The organism is Methanomassiliicoccales archaeon (assembly GCA_014361295.1).
Classification (GTDB): Archaea; Thermoplasmatota; Thermoplasmata; order Methanomassiliicoccales; family JACIVX01; genus JACIVX01.
In genome coordinates this window covers 1-26378 of the sequence record JACIVX010000004.1, presented here as the reverse complement: position 1 = coordinate 26378, position 26378 = coordinate 1, and the positions used below count along the sequence as shown (strand labels likewise).

The 26378-nt window shown below is 38.9% G+C and carries 35 protein-coding genes and 1 tRNA gene; 16 read left to right on the top strand and 20 right to left on the bottom strand.

The window, feature by feature from the left end:
* The 4 genes from H5T41_09505 to H5T41_09490 all read left to right on the top strand — a co-directional run.
* On the top strand, window positions 1–861 hold an 861-nt coding region (locus H5T41_09505), incomplete at its 5' end, for a hydroxymethylglutaryl-CoA synthase (GenBank protein ID MBC7108997.1).
* Window positions 862–871: 10 nt separating this feature from the next.
* Complete coding sequence (locus H5T41_09500; GenBank protein ID MBC7108996.1) at window positions 872–2029, top strand: thiolase domain-containing protein; 1158 nt, start codon at window positions 872–874, stop codon at window positions 2027–2029.
* A gap of 2 nt (window positions 2030–2031) precedes the next feature.
* Window positions 2032–2439, top strand: a complete 408-nt coding sequence (locus H5T41_09495; protein MBC7108995.1) for a Zn-ribbon domain-containing OB-fold protein — start codon at window positions 2032–2034, stop codon at window positions 2437–2439.
* A 76-nt stretch (window positions 2440–2515) separates the two neighbouring features.
* The gene (locus H5T41_09490) at window positions 2516–3370 is read left to right on the top strand and encodes a DMT family transporter (protein ID MBC7108994.1); all 855 of its coding nucleotides are present in this window, start codon (window positions 2516–2518) and stop codon (window positions 3368–3370) included.
* A 14-nt stretch (window positions 3371–3384) separates the two neighbouring features.
* Here H5T41_09490 and H5T41_09485 read toward each other — a convergent pair whose 3' ends face one another.
* A complete protein-coding gene (locus H5T41_09485; protein ID MBC7108993.1) occupies window positions 3385–3930 on the bottom strand; it encodes a GNAT family N-acetyltransferase in 546 nt (181 codons plus the stop codon).
* Between the two features lie 81 nt (window positions 3931–4011).
* On the opposite strand from H5T41_09485, the gene H5T41_09480 reads away from it, so the two are divergent.
* Window positions 4012–4542, top strand: coding sequence for a TIGR00270 family protein (locus H5T41_09480; GenBank protein ID MBC7108992.1), 531 nt, complete (start codon window positions 4012–4014; stop codon window positions 4540–4542).
* Here the strand turns inward: H5T41_09480 and H5T41_09475 are convergent, their stop codons facing one another.
* The gene (locus tag H5T41_09475) at window positions 4543–4926 is read right to left on the bottom strand and encodes a DUF356 domain-containing protein (protein ID MBC7108991.1); all 384 of its coding nucleotides are present in this window, start codon (window positions 4924–4926) and stop codon (window positions 4543–4545) included.
* A gap of 66 nt (window positions 4927–4992) precedes the next feature.
* Entirely contained in the window at window positions 4993–6417 is a 1425-nt protein-coding gene (locus tag H5T41_09470) for a S8 family serine peptidase (protein MBC7108990.1), read from the bottom strand.
* 185 nt (window positions 6418–6602) lie between these two features.
* Between H5T41_09470 and H5T41_09465 the strand changes: the two genes are divergently transcribed.
* From H5T41_09465 to H5T41_09455, 3 genes are all read left to right on the top strand, one after another.
* Window positions 6603–6680 (top strand) — tRNA-Val (locus tag H5T41_09465).
* 604 nt (window positions 6681–7284) lie between these two features.
* The gene (locus H5T41_09460) at window positions 7285–8601 is read left to right on the top strand and encodes a hypothetical protein (protein MBC7108989.1); all 1317 of its coding nucleotides are present in this window, start codon (window positions 7285–7287) and stop codon (window positions 8599–8601) included.
* 123 nt (window positions 8602–8724) lie between these two features.
* Window positions 8725–9126: a hypothetical protein gene (locus H5T41_09455; GenBank protein ID MBC7108988.1), complete on the top strand. Its 402-nt coding sequence runs from the start codon at window positions 8725–8727 to the stop codon at window positions 9124–9126.
* Window positions 9127–9381: 255 nt separating this feature from the next.
* Here the strand turns inward: H5T41_09455 and H5T41_09450 are convergent, their stop codons facing one another.
* From H5T41_09450 to H5T41_09420, 7 genes are all read right to left on the bottom strand, one after another.
* Window positions 9382–9807, bottom strand: coding sequence for an AbrB/MazE/SpoVT family DNA-binding domain-containing protein (locus H5T41_09450; GenBank protein MBC7108987.1), 426 nt, complete (start codon window positions 9805–9807; stop codon window positions 9382–9384).
* Window positions 9804–10133, bottom strand: coding sequence for a hypothetical protein (locus H5T41_09445; GenBank protein ID MBC7108986.1), 330 nt, complete (start codon window positions 10131–10133; stop codon window positions 9804–9806). Before H5T41_09445 ends, H5T41_09450 begins: the two co-directional genes overlap by 4 nt.
* Window positions 10100–10360: an AbrB/MazE/SpoVT family DNA-binding domain-containing protein gene (locus H5T41_09440; GenBank protein ID MBC7108985.1), complete on the bottom strand. Its 261-nt coding sequence runs from the start codon at window positions 10358–10360 to the stop codon at window positions 10100–10102. Before H5T41_09440 ends, H5T41_09445 begins: the two co-directional genes overlap by 34 nt.
* A gap of 14 nt (window positions 10361–10374) precedes the next feature.
* Window positions 10375–10662: a type II toxin-antitoxin system HicA family toxin gene (locus H5T41_09435; GenBank protein ID MBC7108984.1), complete on the bottom strand. Its 288-nt coding sequence runs from the start codon at window positions 10660–10662 to the stop codon at window positions 10375–10377.
* Window positions 10659–10964, bottom strand: a complete 306-nt coding sequence (locus H5T41_09430; GenBank protein ID MBC7108983.1) for a hypothetical protein — start codon at window positions 10962–10964, stop codon at window positions 10659–10661. Before H5T41_09430 ends, H5T41_09435 begins: the two co-directional genes overlap by 4 nt.
* Before the next feature lie 746 nt (window positions 10965–11710).
* Complete coding sequence (locus tag H5T41_09425; GenBank protein MBC7108982.1) at window positions 11711–11983, bottom strand: type II toxin-antitoxin system RelE/ParE family toxin; 273 nt, start codon at window positions 11981–11983, stop codon at window positions 11711–11713.
* Between the two features lie 17 nt (window positions 11984–12000).
* Complete coding sequence (locus H5T41_09420; GenBank protein ID MBC7108981.1) at window positions 12001–12228, bottom strand: hypothetical protein; 228 nt, start codon at window positions 12226–12228, stop codon at window positions 12001–12003.
* Window positions 12229–12396: 168 nt separating this feature from the next.
* Between H5T41_09420 and H5T41_09415 the strand changes: the two genes are divergently transcribed.
* Genes H5T41_09415 through H5T41_09405 form a run of 3 tightly spaced genes read left to right on the top strand, consistent with a single transcriptional unit; the run spans window position 12397 to window position 13951 of the window.
* Entirely contained in the window at window positions 12397–13251 is an 855-nt protein-coding gene (locus H5T41_09415) for a hypothetical protein (protein MBC7108980.1), read from the top strand.
* A 12-nt stretch (window positions 13252–13263) separates the two neighbouring features.
* The gene (locus H5T41_09410) at window positions 13264–13524 is read left to right on the top strand and encodes a hypothetical protein (protein ID MBC7108979.1); all 261 of its coding nucleotides are present in this window, start codon (window positions 13264–13266) and stop codon (window positions 13522–13524) included.
* A 37-nt stretch (window positions 13525–13561) separates the two neighbouring features.
* A complete protein-coding gene (locus H5T41_09405) occupies window positions 13562–13951 on the top strand; it encodes a hypothetical protein (protein ID MBC7108978.1) in 390 nt (129 codons plus the stop codon).
* A 58-nt stretch (window positions 13952–14009) separates the two neighbouring features.
* Here H5T41_09405 and H5T41_09400 read toward each other — a convergent pair whose 3' ends face one another.
* Window positions 14010–14687 carry a hypothetical protein gene (locus tag H5T41_09400; GenBank protein ID MBC7108977.1) on the bottom strand — a complete coding sequence of 226 codons (678 nt, stop codon included), beginning with the start codon at window positions 14685–14687 and terminating at the stop codon, window positions 14010–14012.
* Between the two features lie 252 nt (window positions 14688–14939).
* Here H5T41_09400 and H5T41_09395 point away from each other — a divergent pair, with 252 nt between their 5' ends.
* Entirely contained in the window at window positions 14940–15146 is a 207-nt protein-coding gene (locus H5T41_09395) for a hypothetical protein (protein ID MBC7108976.1), read from the top strand.
* Between the two features lie 178 nt (window positions 15147–15324).
* Window positions 15325–15843, top strand: a complete 519-nt coding sequence (locus H5T41_09390; protein ID MBC7108975.1) for a hypothetical protein — start codon at window positions 15325–15327, stop codon at window positions 15841–15843.
* A 170-nt stretch (window positions 15844–16013) separates the two neighbouring features.
* On the opposite strand, the gene H5T41_09385 is transcribed toward H5T41_09390, so the two are convergent.
* From H5T41_09385 to H5T41_09370, 4 genes are read right to left on the bottom strand one after another with little or no spacing between them, the layout of a single operon-like run.
* The gene (locus H5T41_09385; protein MBC7108974.1) at window positions 16014–16361 is read right to left on the bottom strand and encodes a hypothetical protein; all 348 of its coding nucleotides are present in this window, start codon (window positions 16359–16361) and stop codon (window positions 16014–16016) included.
* A complete protein-coding gene (locus H5T41_09380; protein ID MBC7108973.1) occupies window positions 16358–17146 on the bottom strand; it encodes a hypothetical protein in 789 nt (262 codons plus the stop codon). The genes H5T41_09385 and H5T41_09380 overlap by 4 nt, the downstream gene beginning before the upstream one ends.
* Window positions 17147–17161: 15 nt before the next feature.
* The gene (locus H5T41_09375; protein ID MBC7108972.1) at window positions 17162–17863 is read right to left on the bottom strand and encodes an ATP-binding protein; all 702 of its coding nucleotides are present in this window, start codon (window positions 17861–17863) and stop codon (window positions 17162–17164) included.
* Window positions 17860–18471: a pyridoxal-phosphate dependent enzyme gene (locus tag H5T41_09370; protein MBC7108971.1), complete on the bottom strand. Its 612-nt coding sequence runs from the start codon at window positions 18469–18471 to the stop codon at window positions 17860–17862. The genes H5T41_09375 and H5T41_09370 overlap by 4 nt, the downstream gene beginning before the upstream one ends.
* A gap of 505 nt (window positions 18472–18976) precedes the next feature.
* Here H5T41_09370 and H5T41_09365 point away from each other — a divergent pair.
* The 3 genes from H5T41_09365 to H5T41_09355 are packed head-to-tail and all read left to right on the top strand — an operon-like array spanning window position 18977 to window position 22853.
* The gene (locus H5T41_09365) at window positions 18977–19915 is read left to right on the top strand and encodes an ABC transporter ATP-binding protein (GenBank protein MBC7108970.1); all 939 of its coding nucleotides are present in this window, start codon (window positions 18977–18979) and stop codon (window positions 19913–19915) included.
* Window positions 19908–20696, top strand: a complete 789-nt coding sequence (locus H5T41_09360) for an ABC transporter permease (GenBank protein MBC7108969.1) — start codon at window positions 19908–19910, stop codon at window positions 20694–20696. The genes H5T41_09365 and H5T41_09360 overlap by 8 nt, the downstream gene beginning before the upstream one ends.
* A 3-nt stretch (window positions 20697–20699) precedes the next feature.
* A complete protein-coding gene (locus H5T41_09355) occupies window positions 20700–22853 on the top strand; it encodes a hypothetical protein (GenBank protein ID MBC7108968.1) in 2154 nt (717 codons plus the stop codon).
* A 2-nt stretch (window positions 22854–22855) separates the two neighbouring features.
* On the opposite strand, the gene H5T41_09350 is transcribed toward H5T41_09355, so the two are convergent.
* The 5 genes from H5T41_09350 to H5T41_09330 all read right to left on the bottom strand — a co-directional run bounded on the left by H5T41_09350 (window position 22856) and on the right by H5T41_09330 (window position 26289).
* Entirely contained in the window at window positions 22856–24541 is a 1686-nt protein-coding gene (locus H5T41_09350; GenBank protein ID MBC7108967.1) for a methylmalonyl-CoA mutase family protein, read from the bottom strand.
* Between the two features lie 116 nt (window positions 24542–24657).
* Window positions 24658–25230, bottom strand: a complete 573-nt coding sequence (locus H5T41_09345; protein MBC7108966.1) for a cupin domain-containing protein — start codon at window positions 25228–25230, stop codon at window positions 24658–24660.
* Window positions 25231–25300: 70 nt separating this feature from the next.
* Window positions 25301–25882, bottom strand: a complete 582-nt coding sequence (locus H5T41_09340) for a site-2 protease family protein (GenBank protein ID MBC7108965.1) — start codon at window positions 25880–25882, stop codon at window positions 25301–25303.
* A gap of 3 nt (window positions 25883–25885) precedes the next feature.
* Window positions 25886–26065, bottom strand: coding sequence for a KH domain-containing protein (locus H5T41_09335; protein MBC7108964.1), 180 nt, complete (start codon window positions 26063–26065; stop codon window positions 25886–25888).
* 47 nt (window positions 26066–26112) lie between these two features.
* Window positions 26113–26289: a hypothetical protein gene (locus H5T41_09330; protein ID MBC7108963.1), complete on the bottom strand. Its 177-nt coding sequence runs from the start codon at window positions 26287–26289 to the stop codon at window positions 26113–26115.
* Window positions 26290–26378: the final 89 nt, after the last annotated feature.

Genomic DNA, 26378 nt, shown 5'->3' with positions numbered 1-26378 from the left:
CTTAAAAGAGCTCGTATAAACCCAAGAGAAATTAGAGCACTTTGGTTTGGTACAGAATCGAAGCCTTATGCTGTTAAACCTTCTGCAACCGTGATAGCTGAAGCAATTGGAGCAACCCCTGATTTAGATGCGGCCGATTTTGAATTTGCATGTAAAGCTGGAACAGAAGCCCTTCAAGCTGCGATTGGGTTTGTTGGAAGCGGAATGGCTAAATATGCTATGGCAATAGGGGCTGACACTTCTCAAGGAAGGCCTGGTGATCACTTAGAATTTACTGCATCGGCAGGAGGAGCCGCTTATATTGTGGGAGAAAAAACTTCTGATACAGTAGCTTATTTTGAAGGAAGTTACTCTTATGTAACTGACACTCCAGATTTCTGGAGAAGGCAACACGAACATTATCCAAGACACGGAAATAGGTTTACTGGGGAACCGGCTTATTTCCACCAAATAATAAATGCCGCAAAGGGCTTAATGGAAGAACTTGATTATTCTCCAAGTGATTTTGATTATGCCGTCTTCCACCAACCAAATGTTAAGTTCCCGTTAACTGTCGCAAAAATATTGGGAATTCCTAAAGAGAAAGTTCTTCCAGGATTGCTAAGTGGAATAATAGGAAACACATACAGCGGTGCAACCCTTGTGGGAATTTCTGCAGTCCTTGACATAGCAAAGCCTGAAGATAGAATTCTATGGGTAAGCTTTGGAAGTGGAGCAGGAAGTGACGCTTTCAGCTTGGTTGTGCAAGATGCTATCGAAGAAAAGAGAGACTTAGCGCCAAGAACCATGGATTACGTGAACAGGAAGAAGTACATCGATTATGCACTCTATGCAAAGCACAGAGGTAAGTACATCATGTGAGGTGGTTAAAATGAGAAAACCAGTGATTATTGGTGTGGGACTAACTCCGGTTGGAGAGCACTGGAGACTTGGTCTTAGAGACTTGGCTGTTGAAGCACTGCTCAATGCTATGGAGGATGCTGGTGTCGATAAAGTAGATTCACTCTATGTTGGAAACATGGCATCAGGTTCATTCGTCGAGCAGGAGAACCTTGGAGCATTAATTGCTGATTGGGCAGGCCTTGGAAATATCCCTGCCGTTAAAGTTGAAGCTGCATGTGCTTCTGGAGGGGCCGCCGTTCAAGAGGGAGTAAAAGCTGTTATGAGTGGCCTTGAAGATGTCGTTGCCGTTGTAGGTGTTGAAAAGATGACAGATGCATGGCCAAGTGATGCTACAAGATACCTCGCTTATGCAGCAGATGCAGAGTGGGAGCTCTTCCATGGGGTAAGCTTTGTTGCTTTAAACGCTCTCGCCATGAGGCTCTACATGAAAGAATACGGCTACACAGAAGAAGATCTAGCATTATTTGCAGTTAATGCTCATGCAAACGGTGCCAAGAACCCATATGCAATGTTCAAAAAGCCAATAACAGTTGAGACTGTTATAAAGAGCCCCTATGTGGCAGATCCAATAAAACTCTTTGATGCCTCCCCAATAGCCGATGGGGCCGCTGCGGTAATAATAACTACAGAAGATAAGGCCAAGGAATTTGTAGATAAAGCAAAGATGGTTGAAGTTGCAGGGATGGGAAGGGCAATAGACACGATAAATCTTGCAAACAGAAAAGATTTCTTGATTTTAAAGGCTGCAAAGGTTGCCGCAGAGAGAGCTTACAGAATGGCTGGAATTAGTGCTAATGACATAGACTTTTTTGAAGTTCATGATGCATTCACTATTATGGCTGCGTTAAGTTTAGAATCCATAGGAGTAGCCGAAAGAGGAAAAGGTGCAATGCTTGCAAAAGAAGGACAGATAGCCATAGATGGAGACTATCCAATTCAAACGTTAGGTGGCTTAAAAGCAAGAGGTCATCCAGTAGGGGCAACTGGAGTTTATCAAACTGTTGAGGCAGTTTGGCAGCTTAGGGGAGAAGCTCCAAATCAAGTGCCAGATGCAGAAATTGGATTGACTCAAAACATCGGTGGGACTGGTTCAAACATAACTGTAACCTTATTAAGGAGGGTTTGAAGATGGGGAGACCAATGCAAGTTGCAAGGTATTGGAGACATTTTAAGGAAAAGTACCGTCTCATTGGAGGCAAATGCAAGAGCTGTGGTCACGTTCACTTCCCAAAAAGACCTTTATGTCCTGAATGTGGAAGTCAGGAGATAGAGGAATTCCAGTTCAGTGGAAGAGGTAAAGTAGTTAGCTGGACGATAGTGAGAAACCCACCAAGCGGTTATGAGTACTACAAGCCCTATCCTGTAGCTCTAATTGAGTTGGAAGAGGGGCCAGTGGTTTTGGCTCAGCTCACAGACATTGATCCAGAAAAAATAGACTTTGGAATGGAAGTAGAAATGGTCACAAGAAAGATAAGAGAGTTCGATGAAGACGGAATAATTCTCTATGGTTACAAGTTTAGGCCTCCGATAAAGTGACTTTTCTTTTCTATCTACATTTTTGAATTAGTTGCCTTACGTAACTGTTTTAAACTGAATGTGAGCTATTACCCTTATGAATGTAATACCTGGTGTAGTGCTGGCAATCTCGGCGGCTTTTTCATTGGCCTTGGCCTCTGTGTTTTCTAAAATACTGATGAAAATTATAACTCCCTTTGCCATAAATATAATTAGGCTTATACTAGGTGGTGTTTTTTATTTTGTGGCAATTTTGTATCTTGGATTTCCTTCTTTTAGTCGGGAGATATGGGTCATCTTAATACTTTCAGGAATTTTAGGATTCACTGTGGCAGATTGGATGTTCCTTGAGGGAATAAACTACCTCGGGGTTTCAAGAGCCTCCCTACTGGTAACTCTTCATCCAATATTAACAATGTTTATTGCTCATTTTACCTTAGGTAGACCCCTTACTTTAAGCTTGGTTGCAGGGGCAGGTACTATAATATGTGCCGTGATCCTAATAACTACGGAAACTTCATCCCGCAGTGAATTAAACTGGAAGGGAATTACATTTGTTTTCTTAGCTCAACTCATATGGACTGGAACAATTGTTATAATGGACTGGCTTATAGAGGATCTTAGTGCTTTTGTGGTCATAGGATTCAGAATAGGTTTTGCAGGTCTTGCTTCTCTTGTTTTGTTATTTAAAGTCGGAAATGAATTCAAGAAATTAAGCAAAGAAGGTTGGATGTTGATCTTTGTGACAACTCTTTTGGGAGTGATACTTGGACAGTACTTTTTTGCCCAAGCTATTAAGCTGATGGGATCGAGCATAGCAACACCACTGATGGAATCCACCCCAATATTATCCTCTGTGATGGCGGTAATTCTATTAAAAGAGAGATTTTCAAGAAGACTGTTGTATGCACTGATTTTGACATCTTTGGGTGTTCTACTAATTGCTCTCTGAGGTTAGTTTTTGTGTTATTGTCTTTGTTGGTTTTCTTTTGTTTGAGCATTTGATTCTATCTTTAGATCTTTTATCATCCTCACCCAGACCCCACTCTTGCCAACAACTTTAAAGCCAAGTTTCTCGTAAAATTCTATTGCTTTTTTGTTCTTTTCTCCGACCCATAACTCTATTCTGTTGTTGTATTTGCTTAGGTATTCTAAACACCTATCTATCAATTTCTTTCCAACATTTTTTCCTTGATAGCCTTTGTCAACTACGAACTCATGGATAGCTCCCACAATCGTGTTTTCATACCGACTATGCCAATCATTATCGCATACAATAAAACCCACTATTCTATCCCTGTCCTTTGCAACAAAGAATCCATCACTGGCCTTGCTCCAGCACCAGCGAAGGTATCGCTTGGCATAACTTTCGCCTTCACCACCGTATTCTCTCATCCCTTCGTAACCTCGCATATAAATCCCTACGAGGGTTTCAAGAGTCTCTTGATCCATTCTCTTGAGCTTCTCTATCTTGATTTTGTTGTTATTGTGCTTGTTCTCTTCTACATCCATATTCATCGGGAATAAATTTAATAGATGGATTTATAAAATCTAACCTTCAAGTCAGAGTAGAGTGAGTTGAAGGTGGTTTTAATGGCAAAAGCCAAACCAAGAATTTGTGAAATCTGTGGAGCAGAAATAAGGGGGAAAGGGCACACAGTGAAAATAGAAGGCGCCGAGCTTTTAGTGTGTCACAGGTGTTATGAAAAATATGGTAGGAAAAAACCCGGTACTTGGAGTCCAATGCCAACAGGAAGAGAACCTATGAGGAGATACGCCCCAAAACCAAAACCCAAATCAGCTCCAGAAAGGCAAAAACCACTTTATACAGAGGATATAGTGGAAGATTATGCGGATAGAGTGAGAGAGGCCATTCAAAAGAGCGGGTTAAGCTATGAAGAACTTTCCCATAAGGTGGGCCTTTCTACGAATTTAATCAGAAGAATAGCACATGGGGAGTATATACCCACAATAGATGAGGCGAAGAAGTTGGAGCGCTACTTTAAAATAAAACTCATTGAAAGGGTCGAAGAGGAAATTAAGGAGAAGATGAGTATACCAAAGGACTACGAGCCAACACTTGGAGATATTGCCAATATCAGAATCAAGAAGAAAAAGAAGTAGTTACTCTTCTTCAATTTCCTCTTCTTGAACCTTCTTTGGTGGATAAAAACCTCTCAATACTTCGAATGTTCCCCATAGTTTAAGGAGTTCTTTGTGAACCGGAGTATCTGGAGGGATTACTATTATATGGGCAGGAGGGTGTATCTCCCTTAATCTCCCTATGGCTTTTGCAGGAGGGAGATTCACTTGGGCCACAACATGAGCCTGATATTTTTTCTTGGGCCCTTCTCCTACAATTTTTTCAAAAGCCCAGTCTGAAAGGGCCGGGGGTATTATCTTCGGTTTGCCCCGTATTTCCATCCCAGCATATCTGACTAAATCAGCTAATGCTATTAGAGCCTTGTCGAAGTTGTCTGTCCTTATCAATACCATCGTGTTTAGCATGTTCTCACCGAGAAGAGCTAACTAAAGAGGTATTTAAAGGTATGGGAAAAGAGAAAATAAAAAGAATTAAGGCAGTGCCTCTACGGCAGCATCTGCCTGCACTAGTCCTGAACCTACTGCATCAGGGCCCCATTCTATTAATATCCAATCTGGCGTGATTGGATCATCGATCGCAAAGGCGCTATACCATGTTATTGGCATTGCCGTGCTTTCAAGAATGTTTTCTACCTCGGCTTGGGTAAGATCAATGTCCCCATCTTCTTCCATATCTTTTTCAAGCATTAATGCCACTATTCCGCTCACGTGTGGAGTTGCCATTGACGTTCCACCTAAATAGTAGTACTGGCCAGGAATCCCATTTGCCCAATATGGGGGATGAGCTGCTCCGTAGGCTAGGTAAGGTCCTACAACCCAGCTTCCAGGGGCAAGAACGTCTAGATCTTGGCTTTCTTTTTCCCTTCCACTGAAGTCGGTTATATACACTAATTCAGTTAGATCTTCCGGAACATCTCCAGTTCTCCACCACCATTCGCCATACCACCCAACAGCCCCAACTGAAATTACTGGCTCATATGCTCCTGGATAGTCCATTCCCAATTCCCCATCGTTTCCTGCCGCTGCTACTATGAAGACTCCTTGTTCTATTGCGTAGTCAATTGCTTGTTTCTCTATTTGGCTTAACAAGGGCCCACCGAGGCTCATGCTTATAACTATTGGATTAATCTCATCGTATGGTGGTAAAACTGCTCCATTGCTCTCTTTCTCAGCTTTGTAAAGCTCGGCAATGTAGAGTATCCCAGCAGCGATGTCCGTTGACCATCCAAAACCGTTGTTGTGTAACACTTTAACGGGGATTATCTTAGCATCCGGTGCCACTCCGCTTACTCTGTAGAAATCATAGAGCCAGAACCCTATTATGGTGCTTGTTACATGGATTCCATGGCTGTGGGTGTCGGCTTCCCATGCATTGGGGTTGTAGTGAGCGTTAAGTGACATCGCTAGGAAAGCTCTTCCAAACTCTGTAGCTATCTTGTCCTCTTCGAAATAATCTCTCCAGTTGGGAACTAAACCTGTATCAAGAACTGCTATATACACTCCCTTACCAGTGTATCCCATTTCTTCGTGCACAGTTGGAACGTTTATCATGTCGAGGTTCCATGTATAATATCCGAAGCCATATGGGCTTTCACTTGGCAGTGTTTCGCCTGTTATGTGAACTTGGACATCTTCTCCCACACTCTTAACGAACTCAAGTTGTGAGATCTTATTGAGATCCTTATCTCTTGCAATGCCGGCTACGAATCTAATTTCGTCAAACACATACAGAACCTGCAACCCATCGGCTTTTAGTTGATCAAGGACTTCGTCGGTTATGGGGCCATCTATCTCCACAAAAACTCTCGTTGGAGAACTTTTACTGTTTGCAGAAACTGAAGCCAGGCTTGAAATCAAAACTAATATTACCAAACTGACCACTATGGTCTTTTTCATAGTATCTCCCTCCTATGAAGCTTGTAAAATTATTTATTGTTCAACTATATAAAATTTTCTTATTCTATTAGTGTTAATGTAAAATGTTGTAAGCAAAAATATCAAAAAAATCTGGTACTAAAGTTCCAAAAAAGCCAGAAAAATTTATAAGCAAAATCCGAAGAGATATGAATGTCCTTTAGGGCGGGCCCGTGGTCTAGACTGGTTATGACGTCGCCCTCACACGGCGAAGGTCCGGGGTTCGAATCCCCGCGGGCCCACCAAAGGAATTTTAAGAAGTTCATGATATCACCCTCCCCAAAGAGGGCCATTCTAAGCAGGTCATTAATGAATTTAGACTTCTTGATGTAAAGCTTATCGAGCACTTCGCCGACTTCCTCATCAAGCGTGATATTAAGCCGTTTCTTTCGCTTTTTAGGGGCTTTTTGAGGAAGGAGAGCCCTGCTTTTAGAAGTGTGTATAGTGTGTATTATATTAAACCTAAGAAATAAAACCTCATTAACAAGTTGATTTTCTCAGGTTTAAATTTATTAAATAAATTTAATTCTTCAATATAGAAAGAAATAGAATCGAGTATTTTGCCTCTTCTGGATGGAGAAAGCTCCAATTTTGCCAATTTAATTTTATAAAATTAAATTCATGCTCATTACATGTCTGTGAAGTAAAGGACTTGAATTTTATAACACAAAATTATGCGTTAGAAGTGAGTATGAGGGCCTCCCTGGAGGCCCTGGAGCGGTGATACAATGGAGGCAGTCCATTAGAATGTACGCAAGTGAGGATTTTTAAATTTACTCTCGAGGCAAAAAGTTAATATCTTTTCAAGCAAAAAGAGTTTATTGAAAGAACGTTACATGGTGGTTATGAATGGGAAAGGATTTGCATTACTTGATTACACGGATTATTAATCCGTATCTTAATTTGGTCATTGCAATGCTTCGTTCTGATGGGCATGTTATTCATGGTCGTGATGGTTATACTGGTTTGAGGTGGACGGATCATACATTAAGCGATTATCTAGCTTCTGAGCTTGAGGAATGGCGTAATAATCTTTGGTATAGTTACAGGGATTCCGATTTTCTCGACAGGGGTAAGGAGATTATTGACTCTCTTTTAGAGATATTGATCAAGCTTGATGCCAAGCTCCCTGATGATGCAAATAAGTACAAGATTATGGATGAGCTTTGGGAGATGGTTGGCAAAGTTGAGAGGTACTTAGAGCTGGATGGATATATTGCGTCGAGAAGAGATTATTTTAATACTAAGGTCGAAGAAATACGAAAACAGGATGAGGAACTTAGAAAAAAAGTTCAAAGAGAAAAAAAGAAGATATCAAAAATCCGTCCTAGCAGGGAGCACAAGTCAAGGACTATTAGTAGGAGCTCTTCAAGAAAGTTGGTCAGGAAGTATGTGGGCAGGAGAAAAAGGAGGATTTCTTGGAAGAATGCTTTGGGATTTGTATTTGTTTTCTTGATGCTTTTTGCTCTTTGGGATTTAGGGTACAATGATGGTAAGATCCTGTCGAAAGTTGGCATTGATATAAATAAAACAACAAACGTTGTAAGCACATTAAAATCAAAGATTGATGATGTTGCTTCTGCTTTAACTTGCTCTAATTCCGAGTACTCAATTCCAGATGCCATAAGATGTTACCTCAATGATCCTGAAGAAATGGCAGTATTGGAAGCTCTTGCTAAGGAATTAAAAAGACAAGACATTGCAAGAAGCGCCTCGAGTATTCTCATATGGGAAGAGAGTCATATTGAGTATGATGTGTATCAATATTACAGTAAGGATAGTAGACCTATCCAAAAACCTTCAGAAACTATTAGACGAGGAAAGGGGGTCTGCGTAGATTACGCCGTACTCACTGCTGGATTACTATTATCGATGAATTATTCTCCTGTTTACGTGTTTGACATTGATTTTGAAAATAATGAAATGGGTCACGCTTCCGCGGCTATTAAATTTAAAGGATATTACTATATGATGGATCAACATCCACCTCTTATGGGGTTGAAGACATATTATAATCATTGGGCCACGTATGGAGATGCAATCTCACGAATTCCCTTATATATCTCGGAGGCAACAGTTTACGAGGTTAAGAAAGAGAACGGAAAAGTAGTAGTGCAGGTAGTCGAAATTTTATCTAAGGAAGACTTCTTATCTGGAAAGAAATAAAAATATTACAATAACGTTAGGAGTCAATGAAGAGCAAAAGCTAATGTCAAGAATTCGAGGAAAGTGTTGAGGAAATGTTAACTTGGGGAATAACCAAAGGCAGGTTACCGTGAGGTGGTGATCATGGGTAATAACCTAAAAACATGGGTAATGATTCTCATTGTAGTGCTCTTTGTTTATATTGCAGGTATCGGGGCATGGATTGGAGCCAAAATACGAAATGAGGCAATTTTACAGTTTACATTGGTGATGGCAAACATCCTAATGGCTGGTGTTGTGGCAATTCAAGCATTAGCCACGGCAGAATCAACAGAACAAGTAAAAAGACAAGCAGAACTAATGAATGAAAGCCTTCTTGAGATGAAAAAACAGCGTTTGAATCTTGAAGAGTTTAAAAATGGGCTCTTAGCATATCTTCAAGATCTTATTGGAGCTCTAACTGCAAATTCTATACAACGTAGGAATTTTGAACCAGTATTTGGTCCTTACTTGTATCTCATAAAAGAGTTTTGGTTCCTAAACTGAACATTGTTCAGAAAAGCAGCAGCTAAAGCTGCTGTAATGATGAACATCTGTTCAAAGTGATGAATTTTGTATTACAAAAACCACAGCAGAATACTAAAATCAGTAGAAACTTACATCAAATTTTGTAATACAAAATTCAGACTTCAAAATTCAAGCCATGTCAGCAGATAAAACATGCATTTATTGCTCTCTTCTTTCTTCTTTTCAAATTATTTATTTATATATTTATATAATCCCAAAGAAAAAGAAAGATAGTTAGAGATAATATGTTCTGCTCCTCTGAAGGATTGATTTTTCCTGCTCGCTTGAGATGATTTGAGTATGGGAGTTACCTTGAAGAAGTTTGAGCAGCTGTTTACCTTTTTCTGAAACTAACTCATCGAACTTGTGATAACCTACAATTAGTATTTCAACAGTATCGCCAGGAGAAATGTTTAGCTCCTTCCTAACTTCTTCGGGAATTGTGATTAAACCTTTGGAGCTGAGTCTTACAACAACGTAAGCCCTTTTTAGTATCTTTAGCTTCCCACCAACGACTTTAAATGATCTAACAATAATCTCAAGGTAATCTCCCTTATTTAAGCCAAAAACATCCCTATCCTTAGCAGGAACAACTAACTGTCCTTTAATATTTATGCTTGAATGAAATTTCGCTAATGGTTCAATGATTTCTTGGCTCATTTCTTCACCTCGTTTTGTATTTGGTTGAAGATTTTCTTCATTTCTTCTGGAGGGGTTAACGCTGACATAAATACAAGGAGTTTCATTTTTAAGTCATAGAGTTCTGCATAAGATTTTAAGTCAAAAAGTTCCATAATCTCATCATATTTCTTAAATAATTGCTCCTCAATCTTCATTGCCTCTGTAAAGAGCTCTATAGCTTTCTCATATTTTTCAATATTGTCCAGACCCTCTGTTATTATTGTTGAAAGAAACTCATTTGGATCTAATCCCTTCTTTTTTGCAGTTCTTTCTAACCAATCAGAGTCTCCCTGCTTAATTCCCAAATTGGTTCTGAGTTCTGATGGGATTGTAACTCCTGCCTTGTCACCAAGCCGAGCAATAAAAATCCACGCAATTCACTGTCTCTTGTCCTGACAATCAACTCAACAAAATCCCCAATGTTCAAGTTATAATATACTCTGGTATAATAGGGAAATGTAAACTGACCTGCACGAGTAACTTTCACATGAAATTTCGCCAGTGGTTCTGTTACTTGCCGTTCTTCTGGCATTGGTGTGCCTCCTTTCATTCTAGTACCCTCTTTTCTCTTAAGTAGTGGATATAGTCATTTTTACTCATTGGGCATTCAACGAAGTCTTTAAATTTGTCTCGATCATTCTCAAAGCGGAGTTGTTTCATAATTCGTTTAATTAATTCTTCTCCAAGCTCTTGTTTGTCTCGGCCTCTGCTGAAAATAGTCATTACACGTTTTTTCTTGCCGTTTATGTGTAGTATAAACTTGGTGTGCTTTTTTCCTTCTTCTTTTATGAATCCTTTTTTCTCAAGTGCTTTTTTGATCTCCTTGGCTTTCATGGATTCACCTCCACGTGTTTCAAAAGAGCTTTTTTCAACTTCTTTGCATCTTCAGCAAGGTTTTCGTCCTTTTCAAAAACGTATGTTTCAATTAGTGCTTGGAAAACTTCCTCAGCATCTTTTAATGCCTCTTCAAGAGTTTTTCCACATCCGTAAAGTTCAAGATTGGGGTTTTCAACACACCATATATCAGTGTTATGATCGTATTCAATTTCGAGGGGAATTGGAGTCTTGATCTTGTATCCTCCAAATTGGCCTGTTATTTCATGCTTAAATGACCTAATTTCTAGCGTTTTCTCCATCTTCTTAATTTTTCCTTTTTGTTTAATGATTCCGATAACTTCTACTGGTTTCCAGAAGTGTTCATAGGCATTAATTTCTATCTCAGGGTTTTCTTTGGGGTCATAATAGCAGATTATCTTTTCACCGGTTGTTGTTATGAGTTCAAAATGTCTCTTTTTCCCATGGGCTTTTAATTCCACTATTGCTCCCTGGACCTTGTCGGATATCTCTTTTATGTATTCTTCAATGAGTTTCTGGACAACTTGTTTTTTCTCAGGGGGTATGTAAATGTACTCATCATCTCTTGGTCTTGAAACTTTTCTTGCAATACCAACTTCCAAATCTTTTTCTGACCAGAGAATTTCGAGTCTTTTCAGATGTGATAAAATCGCTTCAGGGGATTCCAGTTCTTGTTCCAAATACTGTTTAATCTTTTGATAGTCATCAACATAGTCAAGAAGGTTTATTATAAAGTCAAGAGCTGAATTTACGGGATCGGTGTAATGATAGGAGTATGACTTGGCAGGCTCCAATACAATTGTCACTGAACCTGGTTCAACCTCAGTCAAATATAACTTCAAATGTTCCTGCGGTTTTCTTATCTTTTTCACTTTCCCATATTCAATTAGAAGACGTTGCAGGTTAGATAGGAAATCTCCTAAACGAAGCACCTCTATTTTGTGTGCTTTTACTGCTTTGCCCCTGAATTTTATCCAAATTTTAGCTCCTTGTTCTTTAGTCATTTTGGTGCCTCCTTTAATTGTGTTTATTTGTATGCTTTTCCTCTTGGGTTGAGTTCTGTGAGTGAGATTATTTTTTCTTTCCAGTTTACGATGTAGATTAGCCTGTATTCTCCGAGGCGGACTCGGTAGATGCTCCTGTTGTTTCCTTTAAGTTGTTTTGCTTTTTTGCCTTTTACGGGAACTATGTCAAAGCCTTGTGGGAATGGTGTTTTCTGCAGTTCTTGAATGAATTCGGTTAGTTTTCGTTTGTTGGCTGTTGGTAGTTGTTTTGCTTTTTTGAGGACGTCCTTACTCACTTTGACGGTCCACAATTTTATTCCTCCAGTAGGAGTTTGATTGCTTCTTCACCAGAAATGGCTTCTTCGCCTTTTTCGAGCTTTTCTGCTTTTCTTAAGAGTTCTTCATAAAGTTCATCATCAATTTCTTCCGCTGGTTGTGATTCTACCTGCCTCTTAAGAAGCTCAAGCTTAAGCTCTTCTAAATCCCTCTCAATCTTTTCAATCTTCTTAATGATCAAATTATAATCCACAGCCTCAGCCATACCACCACCTCACCCTTATAACCAAATTTTGTTATATGCTCCTTATGCATTAAATATAATAAAGTTTTCTAAAGATACTTTAGCAACACCGCTGTTAAGCTGAGAAAGATTAATAAAAGTTGGAGTAAAACACTTTTTGCACTATAAAAGGAAGATGGGGGATTAAAGATGGAGGGGGAGCGCCCAAGGGTTAGTGAGGATGTTCCTTCTTATAAGGATTTGGTTCAAGGAAAGAAATCTCCAAAAATACTAACCCTCCCCAAGGGGATTAAGTTTGAAAAGAAGTGGTTTCTCCGCAGTTTTGGGTACGTGTTTTTGGTTATGTTCCTGATTGGCATTGCCTCTTATGTTTATGGGTATACTCTCAGTCCTAAGGTTAAGTATGTTGTGGTGGATAAGTGGAGTGATTCATGGGAGATAAAGCCAGGGGATAAATGGCATCAAGATTGGACAGTGGAAAATCCTGATTTGCTGTGGGAAATAAATGTAACTGTTAGAGGAGGGAACAATGATCTCAAGATTTATATTGACACTCCTTCAGGCCGTGTTGATTATGGGAAGCTTACAAGCCCCATTCATATAATCGTAAATGTCAGCAGATATGGTACTGGAAAATATACAATTTATTGGGATAACACATTCAGCCTAATCGCGTCAAAGTACGTTAGTGTCAAAGAAGCACTCTATGTAAAAACCTTAGATACAACAGACAAGGGTTTTTATGAGTTCATAGGGTTTCCCCTTGGTTTTGTTGGGTTAGTGGGATTCCTTGCGGCTTTAGGGAGGAGAGCGATTGTGGAAGTCGGTGGTGATGTTATCCAAATTGACTATAAGAGTGGATGGTTGAGATATTACACTGAGCTCAAAGTTAATGGGTTTAAGCTTGACCAGAAAATTACAGAGCCAATTAAATTCCGTGTTGGGGAAAATGAGGATCATGTGTTTGAATTAGAGCCAAAAGGATGGTTAAGGGAAACATGGGTAATAAGAATTGACGGTCAAGAGGTCGGCAGGTTGCCGTAAGGAGGGGAAGTTATGGATACTAGCAATATTTTATTCACCCTTATATCTGTTGGGGCAGTAATTGCATCTTCTTGGTTGGCAGCACATTGGACTTATAAAAAACAAAAGGAATTAGAGTTAAGAAAGCTTTATGAAAGAGATAAAGGTGCTTTAATGGAACTCTTTAACAATCTTAGTATATTTGAAAATTTCCTATTCGAGCTTGCAAAATACTTGGGAAAAGAAAATGCAGAGTTAGCGAGATATTTATCAGATGAATCATTAGTTAGATGAATCATTAGTTAATGATCTCAATAAAATCAAAGAGGTAATGGTAAAAATGGAAATAATGTCATGGGGGATCACGAGCTTATCATTTGTAATCCTCCCTGAGATTTTGGAATCTATTATAGACTCATTAAACGTTATTTCAAATACCTCAAAACTGATCATCTCCAAGTATGATGAAAATGTGTATAAAACCATAATAACTATCCAGGCATCGTTAAAACATACATTAAGAACTTTGAAAATCTCTCCTGAGATATTGTATTTTCAGAGTTCTAAGGATACTCAAGAAATCACGAAAATTGCGTTCATAATTTTGCTATCTGTCACTGTTTCTTTGCTTAAAAATAAAGAACTTCAAAAAGCAAAATATAAAGTAGAAGCTTTAACTTATGACAAATATAAGAAAGTGTACACACAGCTTTTTGAATAACGCTATAAGTGGTATCTCTCTATTCTTTCTTAGGCACTCAAAAATTCCAACAATTAGCTTATTCCCGGATACAATTAGTTATCACAGTCTTTAATAGTGCTCGGAACTCAGCTACTCGCTTCCCTAGCTCCTTTATATCGTCTAAATCTTCCTCTGTATATGTCATTGGAATCACTATGCTCCAAGATGGTGGTACTTTCTTCCCTACAAAGCTACTAGTGACACGCTTTAATATCCCCCTTGGGTGCACCCACCCTTCAGACAACTTACCCCATAACGCTATAAAATCAGAGCCTAGCTCTTTCATAAGTTTGGATATACTTATCTCTTCCTCTTTTAGTACTTGCTCAAGAGCCTCCAGCTTTGTGGCAAAATCTTCTTGACCCGGGTACACCTTTTCTGCAACATAACACTTTGCCATTGTCTCATGTATTAACCTAAGCTCCATAAAGCATGCTGGTAGGTTTCCAATGAGCAGATTTACATAAATCCCATAACTCATGGGCATAAATACATGCATTGCAAAAAAGACCAGTGGATGCGTAATTGCTTCTTCTGCTTTTAATCTTTTAGCCAGTAAGACTGCAAGATCTATAGCATCGTTTATGAATCCAATTACTTCTTCGTAAACATCCTTTGCATTTTTATTCAAGAATTCTTCATTTTCTTTTATTCTTTCACAAATGAAACTTGTAAGATTATTAGTCTCATTAGAAACGTTTTCTTCAACGCTCATTGGTTCACCTCTCTGTGGTGTCAGGCGATGTCTGACGAAAACTTTTCGTCGTTGTTATATTTAACGTTTTGCGATTATTTCTCACTTGCGAAAATTTCTTATAATTGGAAGTAATAATTACGTACATAATCAACGTTTTGTGGTGAGTGCAATGGGATTCTAAATTGAAATAAAGCTTAAGCGAGTTAAAGGTTGAAAAGAGAAGAAGACAAGAAGTCTATCAACCATAAAAGGTATTGGGGTGAATAAAACATGAGCAATACTAGATTCAAGTTGAATGAAGCCAAATACTTTTTGGAGCAAATGAAGGAGCATGCGGATTCTACTGAAGAGTTTGCCTATAATTTGAGTGCTTTCCTCTCTGCTGCCCGTAGTGTAACTTGGATTATGCAGAATGAATTCAAAAATGTGCCTGGATTTGAGGAATGGTATTCAGAGAAACAAAGGGATAATGCATAATGTCTTTTGAATTCGTGAGATTCACTACTTTTGAAGACCAATTCAGAGAATTGTATTTGGAGAAGACATGACATTAAGAAAATAAAGTATCTACTAAAAGGAAAGAAAAGCTTAATAATTTTCAAAGCAAATTTTCATCCGAAAACTATGGAAAGAAAAGGAGGTGTTTGAAATTCAGTTGTCTGAGGGCTTAGCAGCTCTTGGAGCGTATGGAATTTTACTCATTGTTAATAACCAGGTATTATCTTTTTCTGACTCACTTTTTTCCAAGCTTAGAGATAAACGCAGCATATTTTTATTTCTTTTGCCCTCCTTGATTGGACTAAATTTAGGAATTGCACAGATGATCTATTTTATTGGGATATCTGGAGTTTTCGATTTATTTAAAGAATCTATAAATTGGATCAAGCTGGCTTTATTAGCCCCTGTGGTGCTTCCACAAGGCTTAATTTTAATGAAAATGTTGGCTAGACTTAAGCTATATAGAACCTTTCTCTATGTTCCATTATTTTATACGTCTTTTACAACGATCTTGTTAGTATTTCCATCAAAAGTTATTGGGTTTGCATATGTGATAGTGAATATAGTCCTTCTTGTTGGTCTGTTATGGAAACTGAGTAGGAATACGCCTTTTTCCAAAGATTATACAAATATTGGACTTTCATCTCATTGGAATTGGTATAGGTATTTCAACTAAAAATGTAGTGTAAAATTTTTGGAAAGCTTCCTAATAATATCCGTATAAAAACAAAAGAAGAAACAAAGTTCAACCAGCAATTACTTTCACTATTTTCTGTTTTTGTCTACGATGATGGCTATTGGTTGGAGAGGAGATCAAGCCAAGCCATTGATAATACAAAGCTTCTTTTATTCTTCTTTCTTTAATACTCCTGGAAATAGGTCTTCGTTCTGCTCTATGATTATCTTCAGCAACCTTGCAGCTTCTCGGGCTTCTTCTCTTATGTCCGGCTGGAAGCTCTGCAAACTGATGTACTTCAGCTTCCTCAACACCATTATCATTAAAGCTGCATTGATTTTATCACTCTTTGAAATGTAGCGTCTCTTCTTCACGCTCTTTTGTTTTTCTTCGCTTTTCTCTTCCTCAGTACTCTCCTCCGGAACTTCCAGCCTCTCTTGCTCGTACTTTGTCAGCATTTCATTAAACAAAGCCCTTGCATCAATGACGTTCTTTTCCTCTTTCACTTCATCGCTCATATGTTGAACTCCTCCCAAATGTCCTTATCCTCTTTCGTCAGTATTATTTCTCCACCTTCAGCAATCTTGAAGCGCTCTTCTTTCTTCTTTTGATTCTTGGTCTTTTCAATGAGGTTGTAGCTCTTAATGAATGGGTTTATTGTCAGTGCAGTATCCACGAGTTGACCACTCCTCTTCAGGAGCACGTCAATAAAGCTTTCAAGCGTTTGAGATTTCTTGTAAATTGCATAGAACGTTGCAACTTCATCTTCACTCATCATTGGAGGCAAAGCAAACTCTCCCCAAGGAATGTTCATTATCCTGGAGGTCTCAACTATTATGGTGTGGTCCATAGCAGGCAACGGACAGAACTGCGGGAAGGCCCACAACAATCTTGACTGTGGATGTCTTCCCAATGCTCTGGAAAGACTCATAAAAACTTCATCAAGCCATGTCGGAGCTCTTGGAGTGTAGGAAATAACAATGAGATCGCTTGGGGCAATAGCAACGCCTTGTACATAGCCAAGAGTAACTATCTCCTTGAAGATTTTCCCTCCAGTTGGGATTTTGTAGAGAGCTTTGAGTACTGTGTGGTGAGTCTTGACAAATCTCAGATTCCTCACGTTTGCATTGTACTTCTGCACTTCAAGAAGTTCTTCTTTAACAACTCTCTGAACTCTCTCTTCGGCGTTTTCTTCTGCTTTTTGGAGTATCTTTTCTTGAAAGCCTAGCTGTTCATCACCAGGATACTCCCTCTTTGGAAGACCATCTTCACGCTTTTTCTTTCTTTTCAAAAACTTAAACATTTTTTCCACCTCCTACTAAAGGGTTTGGGAAGGTCTAAAATGAATTCGCTCAGTGAAGAACTTATTATAAATGAAATAGCCTTTTCCACGCTCTTTTCTTTTCAAAAGCTCAACTTCAGCTGGAGAAGATGCCACAAGACGCTCAAACTTAACATCAAAGTCTGGAACTACCTTTTTGAGGAGATAATAATCGTCAGCACTTGTGAGGGTTCCAAGGATTGCTATGTGTGAAGCTCCATAGGCAATCTCATCTGGAAGGTTGTGCAGGTATTGAGTGGCTATCAATAAGTTAACCTGATTACTCCTGCCTTCACGGAAGAGCTTACTAATAATCCTCTTTCCCCATCTGGTGGTGAGATAGTTGTGAATCTCATCACCAACAATGAAAACTGTTGTCTCTTTCTTCTTAATGTATTTCTCAGTTACATACTCTATGACCTTCTTGAAGATGATGTTCTTCTCCTCTTCAGTCAGCTGGCTATTTTGGGAGAAGTCAATCACGTTGATTTTGTCATTGTCAATTAAATCAAGCAGATCTTTCCCCTTTGTTTTTCTGTCAAAGATTCTGTTTGATTTTAGATACTGCATTACTGATTTAACCCCCCACAGACTCATGCTTGGCTTTCTCTTACCAGGCTCAACCTCAAGGAATTCAAGCATCTCCTCATAGATTTGCTTGGCTCTGCTGATTACCTCATCTGGATCTCTTATTCTCAAATTGTCCCAAACTTCCTTTTTCCCTCGCTGACAATTCTCCCGGCATCTGAAATAAGGCCTCTTACCAAGTAAACTCTAGCGCCAAAAATATAACATTCAAGCTTGCACGTTAATGGAGCATCCTCGGGCATAATAACATAGGCTTCTATTCCAGCTTTTGCTGCATACGCTGCAAGGGCGGCTCCAGCATTTCCGGCTGTTGGCATAGCAAGCTTTTTCAAACCAAGTTCTTTAGCTTTTGAGACAGCCATTGCCAGACCACGAGCCTTGAAAGTGCCTGTGGGGATGGTTCCATCATCCTTTATGTATAGGTTTTTAATCCCCAGCTTTTCTCCAAGTTTCTCTAATTTAAGTACTGGTGTAAACCCTTCTCCGAGGGATACAATGTTTCTCTCATCTTTTATTGGAAGCAATTCCCTGTAGCGCCACATGTCTGTTCTTCTGCCCTTTAGGTCTTCTTTGTTTAAAGCATCTTTCAAACTCTCCAGATCGTAAATTGGGAAAAGTGGAGCGTTGCATTTTTCACATATTGTTTGGGGTTCATCAGGAGAGAATTCCTTTCCACATTTACTGCATACTAATTTTTCCAGATGTGAAGAGTTTCTCATTACAAATCCCTCAATATCAGTAGAAAACGATTTTCCTTAAGTTTTTCTATAACTCTTGTTTAATGTTATTGATCTCTTTCTAAAGTATGAGGGTTGGAAAAGAAAAAAGTCAAAATATCTAGATAACTATCATTTTAGGCCCTTCACTCTCGAGGTCCATTATCAAATGCCCTTGATTTTTTATATTTTATTTTGAAAGCCTCGCTCTTTAAGGGAGGAGGCCAGTTTATGAATTAGCAGACCATCTTTTGGAAGTTCATTGCTTCGTATTTTGCGTACTCTCTCTGAACCTCAGGCTTTCTTTCTTTTCCCCAAAATCCTCTTAGATTCTTAAAACTTATCATTTGTCTCACCAATTAATAATAGAACGCTCAAACTACAAGGATATATCGATCAAAAATGCTCAGTAAGGATAGAAATTCTAGAAGTGTTTCAAAAGATATTTAAGTCTCTTTAGATTATCATTTGTTAGTTGAAATGAAGATTTACGTCAATGGTGTTGAGTATGGAAAATGTAATTGAAACTAAAGATCTTACGAAATTTTTCGGAAAGAGGAACATAATCTATCATTTAAATCTTAAAGTTCCTAAAGGAGTGGTTTATGGCTTCTTAGGACCCAACGGTGCTGGTAAAACCACCACAATTAAAATGCTCACGGCTGCTCTAAGGCCCACCTACGGGGAAATAAAAATTTTTGGTCTCGAAATACCCCAGAAGAGAGTTGAAATCATGAAAAACATTGGGTACATGCCGGAAGCTCCGATAGCATATGAAGATATGACGATTTTGGAGTTTCTAACTTATATGGGAAGACTTTCAGGGTTAAAAAAAGAGAAAGCAATAGAAAAAACGAAAGAGTTAATGAGGTATGTAGGTGTAGGAAGGCTGGCATTAAACAAGATAAAGGAACTTTCATCAGGCCAAAAACAACGTGTGGCATTTGCGTCAGCGTTGATCGCAGATCCTGAGCTTTTGATACTCGATGAACCCACAGCTAATCTTGATCCATTAGGAAGAATTGAATTTATAGGGAAGATAATTTCTCTTGCAAAAGAAGGAAAAACGATTTTTGTAAGCTCTCATATAGTTAGCGAAGTAGAGAAAATGTGCAATTATGTGGGCCTTATAAATCAAGGCCGTTTAATAGCCCAAGGAAGAGTAAGTGAACTGACACAAATCGAGGAAACCGAGTACGATATAATAACTTCTGACAATGAGAAAGCATGTGAATTTTTACGAGAAAAACCGTATGTAAGAGAAATTTGGGAAGAAGAGGGGACTATAAGGGTTCAGGTGGATCCTAGATTCTTAGAGGAATTCTTTCTTCAATTTCCAAAATATTTAACCTCTCAAGGTATTCGTTTAAAATTATTCAGGCCTCACACAAGCCCACTTGAAAGAATTCTCATGGAAAAGTTCAGTATAGGTGAGGGAAGTGATTAGTGTTTTGTATCAAAACGAGGTTTATAGACTTTTGAAATCTAGAAGATTCAAGGTAATGCTTGTTCTGATGCTTTTACCTGTTGTAATATATTTTTTCACTCATGAGGAAATTACTGAGTATAGTGCAAAAGCTCTCAAGATATCATTCCAGATAAATATTTCTCAATTTTTGATAAATTTTTGGGCGAGTGTAATTGGCCAGCTCATTGTCATAATTATCATGAGTGACTTGCTGGCAAGTGAAATAGACAGAGGAACAATAAGACTTCTTTTGGCGAAACCAATAAAGAAAAGTGAAATAGTCTTTGGCAAATTCTTTTCGGGAATCACCACTGTGAGTCTGATCTTTGGAATTCCATACTTTGTGATGGAAATATACATGGTACTTCTCTATAAATCAGGATTCGAGGGATTTACAGCGACATTTGATGACTTTTTGTATGTTTTAGGTGTTACTATTCTTGTGCTGGGAAGTCTAGGTGCGGTTTCGATGTTACTTTCTGTGATTCTTTCGAGGCCACTCTATGCTTCATTGGCTAGCTTTGGCTTAGTCTTTACAGCACAGTTCATACTTCCTCAGTTACCATTTTTTGACAACCCTGAACGTTTTAATCTAAGCTACCAGATAGGCGTGCTCCTAAAGAGAGGGTTTACACTTCACACCGGGTTGGACACATATAAAGGAGATGCAACTATGAGTGCTTTGTTTTTCCTTAGTGTTATTTTACTTTCCTTAACTTTTACTCTGTTAGGTCTTTACAGAAAGGAGTATGAGGGATGAGCCATGAGAAGATTCTTAACAATCTTCATCCTGCTTCTCTTTGTTCAAAATGCTCTCGCTCTCTCAGTTGAGCTTGGAATAGACGAAGTATTGGTAATTGACAACACTACCGTAACATTTGATGTTGCCAAAAATAACCCAGGATTGATTTTCCTTATCTTGGAGAGTGAAAATGAAAGTGTTCTTAAAGCTCTTCATTTTGGAGAAAGCGTTTCTTTGGGATTGGTGAATTATACGGTGGGGAGTCTTGATGTTGAGAGCCTCACCCTTAAGCTCCATATCCTTGGAAATTACTCCAGAATTGAAGTTTTGAAAAGAAAAGATATAGAGATTGCATTGTTAGAGGCCTTTGATAAGTACTTAAAAGTGAAGATTAGGAACACTGGATATTATGAGATTAATGATACTTTATTGATTTCTTCCCAGGGCATTGTCATAAGAGAAGAGGAATTGCATTTGAGGCCTGGCGAAGAGGTGATTATAAAAATAATGCCTCCTTACACCCAGCTGACCTTTACATTGGAGGAAGCAAAAATCTCGAAGAGTATTGTAATCTCTTCTTTAGAGGGTCTTGTGACAATTGATAGAATATGGAGAGATGATAAGCTTCACGTGGTTCTTAAAAACCATGGAGATGCTGTTAATGCTACAGTTAAACTACTCTTTAGCGGGATGACCATTGATAAGAAAGAAGTTATAATTGGTACTAAAGAACAAAAAGAGATTATTTTTGAAAAGGGTGTTACTCAAGGTACGATAGTTGTGGATTATGGGATTATAACTCAGGAAAGCTTTTATTTTGAAGCACCAGTGATTTCCATTGTAAAAACAATAAAGGAAGGAGAAAAACTTCAAATATGGCTGAGAAACGAGGGTGATCAAAAATTTGAGGGAAAAGCTACTGTTTATCAAAATGGCGTGATAGTAAGTGAACCATATTACCTTGATGTAAGCATTCCTCCAGGGGGAGAAGTTTTGGTGGAATTTACTGTCCCTGAAGATGCTCAAATCTTGACAATTGGATTAACATCTCAATCATATTCGGCCACCTTCCCGGTTTCAATTAAGACCGAACTGGAGGCAAAGGCTGTAAATTCCTATGCCAAAGCCATTCTTGGAGGAACAACAAGCTATGCTATTGTTATCCTTGGGAACGGAAAAGTGGAATTTGGGGTCGAAGGATTGCCAGAGTCAATAAAAGCATATTTCTATTATGGGGATGCCCAAGTTGGAGAGCTAGATGTGGTTCAGAATGCTCAGGTAGCTCTTGTACTGAAAATTCCAAATCTTCCACAAGGCTTTGTCTTGAATAAGCCTATAGATTTCAATGTGACTGTAAACGAGATTAAAATTCCAGTGAAACTTGAGGTTACGGGAATGGGAATTTTGCCAGTTTACGGGGATAATTGGCTGGCAAAGGTTAATTACACAAGTGAATATCATCATTTAGGATTACCATACAGGTTTGCAGGAAATGAAATAACTCCACCATTTGTTTTTGAGCCATGGGATGGGGAAAAGATCGCAATAACCTATGGGAGATACATAAGACAGGGAAAAGATGTGAGAATTCATCTTTTAGACTCCTCGGGGAAAATAGTACAATCTTCGACCCAAGAAAGGGGTAGAAGTGACTTCCTTATCTTTAACCTTAGTGAATTCATGCTAATGATTGAGGGCGAGAACTACTTTGATGGCGCATTATTAGTTGCAGATTACTTGAGAGAACCGAAGAACATAAGTTTTGAACTTAAAAAAAGAGAGTTTGGAGAAGGTTTGAGAACATTTATTATAAATGCTACTTCACTCAGAGGCCAAAGATTGCAGTTTTCTCTAACTTCTAATAAAGATGTTGAGCTAAGGGCCTACTATTTTACCCTTAACAATGAAAAAGAAAACTTTGACCCTCTATCTACAAACTTTAGGGGAGTCTTCAAGGATAAAAGAAAATCCATTAATGGAGAGATCGGCATAAGGAGCTACGAAGATTTTGTGGTCATAACTCTTATCGGAGAAGGGAACGTTACTTTAGAATTCAAAACCACAAGAGGAGGCCCTGAGGTTAGTGAATTAGCAACCAGAGAAGTTTATCTCTTGATCTTGGGCTTAATTGTCCTCTTGGTACTGGTAATATATTTAGAAAAGAAAATGGGGTGAGTTCAGAAGATCAGTGGGGCCCTGTACTCTCCCCATACTTCTCTTAGCACATCTGTAACTTCTCCAAGGGTTGCAAGGTGTTTATGGGCCTCTATGACGTATGGCATTAGATTTACGTCTTCGGTTTCAGCAGCTTTTCTTAACTCATTTAAAGCTTCTTCTACTTTCTTGTTGTCCCTTTCACTCCTTAGCTTTTTAAGTCTCTCAATTTGTCTGTCTCTGATGCTTGGATCCACTTTAAGAATCTCGACATCGAGGGGTTCATCAACAATAAACTCATTTACACCCACTATGATTCTCTTCTTCTCTTCCACTTCTTTCTGGTACTTGTAGGCTGAATCTGCAATCTCTTTTTGGATGTATCCTCTTTCAATGGCCTTCATCATACCACCCATGGCCTCAATCTTCTCGATGTACTTCATTGCCTCTTCTTCTATGTGGTCAGTGAGCCACTCTATGTAATATGAACCTCCAAGTGGGTCAATAGTGTCAACAACCCCACTCTCGTAGGCAATAATTTGTTGTGTCCTTAGGGCAATTCTAACGCTTTTCTCTGTTGGGAGTGAAAGGGCCTCATCATAGCTGTTAGTGTGAAGGGATTGAGTACCTCCTAAAACTGCAGCGAGAGCTTGGATAGCAACTCTAACTATGTTGTTTTCAGGTTGTTGGGCCGTAAGTGTTGATCCACCAGTCTGAGTGTGGAATCTCAAGAGCATTGATCTTGGGTCCCTTGCATTGAACTTCTCTTTCATTATTCTGGCCCATAATCTTCTGGCCGCTCTAAATTTTGCAATCTCTTCTAAGAAGTTGTTGTGTGCATTGAAGAAAAAGCTTAGTCTGGGAGCAAATTTATCGATGTCCATACCTCTCGCGATAACGGCTTTGACATATTCAATACCATCAGCTAGTGTGAACGCTACCTCTTGAACTGCATTTGCTCCAGCTTCTCTGATATGGTATCCACTTATGCTTATTGAGTTCCATTTTGGAACTTTTTCAGCACAATACATTATGATGTCTGTTGTTAATCTCATTGAGGGATTTGGAGGGAAGATATAAGTTCCTCTGGCAATGTATTCTTTTAGGATATCATTTTGTACGGTTCCTCTCAGTTGATTTTGTGGGACTCCCTGTTTTTGGCCTACAAGAATGTACATAGCTAAAAGGTTGGCAGCTGTGGCATTAATTGTCATTGAGGTGGAGACTTTATCTAGGGGAATTCCATCAAATAGTATTTCCATGTCCTTAAGGGAATCAATAGCCACACCGACTTTGCCAACTTCACCTTCTGCCATGGGGTGATCGGAGTCATAACCAATTTGTGTTGGCAAATCAAAAGCGACACTTAGACCCGTTTGTCCTTGCTCCAAGAGGTATTTGTAACGCTTGTTGCTCTCCTCAGCAGTTCCAAAACCAGCATACTGTCTCATTGTCCATAGTCTTCCTCTATACATTGTGGAGTAGACCCCTCTTGTGAAAGGATATTGACCTGGGAAGTTAAGTTTTTCTAAATAATCCCAGTTCTCAAGATTGGCAGGAGTGTAGACTCTTTTAATTTCAAAACCATCATCAGTCATGAATTTCTCCTTTCTTTCTGGCGCTTTTGCAATAAAGGGTTTTACAGTTTTTTCATTCCACTCTTCTTCAGCCTTTTTAATCTCCTCTATTCTCTTTTTATCGAAAGTCATTAGCACCACCATAGGGAGTTATGCGTTAAGCCTATAAAAATCTTTTACATATTCAAAGGATTTCCTTTCTATTGGACATTTTATCCAACCTTTAAAAAATCGGGAGGGAAGAAGAGTTACTCTTTCCACTTTGGATTATCCCTAATGACTACCTTTCCGTTCTCATCAATCACTATCTTGGAAAATCCTTTTTCTGCAATTGTTCCATAGTCATGGCCAGCATCTGCAGGATACAAAGCTAAGAATATGAAGGGTTCTTTACCAGTGTTAATTGTCCTGTGAGCCCAGTATGGGGGAACGTAAACTATTGTACCGGGTTCCATCTCAATGAACCTTGCTTCCCCTTCTGGAGTCTGAAGCAGCATGCCTCCCTTACCTTTAAGGGCGAAATAAGCCTCAGCTCTGTCTATTTTTGAGTGATAATGCCCCTTTGTCATGAAGAATTCGTTTCCAACTTTGCCTGGGTACAAGATAGTGGTTGCGAAGTTTAGATCCCCATCTTTTTCTTCCTGCTCTATTGCATAGACCTCATAAGCAACTGGATCCCCTTCTTTTACCATTTTTTCCCAAGCCTCTTCATCAACAAAGTAACCTTTCATGTCGCTGAGTCTTCTGACGCTTTTCTTTGCATTTTCAATAATTCCGGTTTCAAAATCGAGCTTAACACCAAAGGGCTCTTTGTACTTCATTTTTTCACCTCGTCAGATAGTTGGGCCCCTTGTATTTTAATCTTTTCCTTCTGTATCACCAAGCGTGAGACTAAATGATAGACTGTAGGAGGAATGCCATGCCTATTGCAACTCCCCAGTAGCCAGGATTCCATCTTAGAACTTTATAACCATCTAAGGGAGGAATGGGGAGAAGGTTAAAGAAAGCCAGCCACAGATTTATAACGGTTGTGTAATACAGAGAGGCCCATAAAGTGCCGGAAAATTCTCCTAAGAGTAATAAAATAAGGGCAAAGGTACCTATGAGTATGTTTGTTACTGGCCCAGCGAGGCTTATTTTTCCATAAATCTTTCTATCCTCCCAGCCCGCATAGAGAGAATAAACTTGAACTGCTCCAACGGCGGCAAAAATGAATCCAAATCCAAGAAGCTTATTTAGTATCCCCAACAGCAAAGCCAGCATAATTCCGGTGTCCCATCTCCTATAGATGGCATAGTATCCGTACTTTCTGGCAACCTGCCTATGGGCAATCTCATGGAATACAAATGCCGTAAAGATGCCAAGGGCAACATAAGGAATTGCAGTTAATTCAAAATTTGAAAAAATTAGTGTAAGGACTATAAAAGAGAGGATCAAGTCTTCAAGTTCTTGTTTTTTAAGTTCCATAGGCATTCTTTATCTACCTCTAATTTCGATCTTTTTTCCTAAGACTAGCTCTGCAGCCCTTACAGCACTCCCACCGCTTCCTACTGCTATCCTAACCTGGTTTTTTGGAACATAGACAATCACTTTATCTCCTTCATATTTGATCTCAAGTATGTCTACCTTAAGCATGCGTTTTAGTTCTTCCCTCATCTTTGACCCCATTGAAAAATGGGGTGATACAATTATAAAGTTTAGCACTAGTCAAAGTCCCATATTGTCCTTCCCTTGTAAAACATCATTATATAGCCACAGCTCTCACAGATTGCAATTTTCACCTTGTGAGCTGTGAAGCCCCATTTGCTATCCAATTTCCCATCTTCAAATTTAAAACTGGTTCCTCCACAAAGTGGGCATGTAAGTTGTCTTCTTTCCATAAAATCACCATTATAAGTTTGTTTTGGACTTAATAAATCTTTGCTCTTTGTAAGAGTTTAAAATTCTTTCTATCCCTTTTTTATGGCCC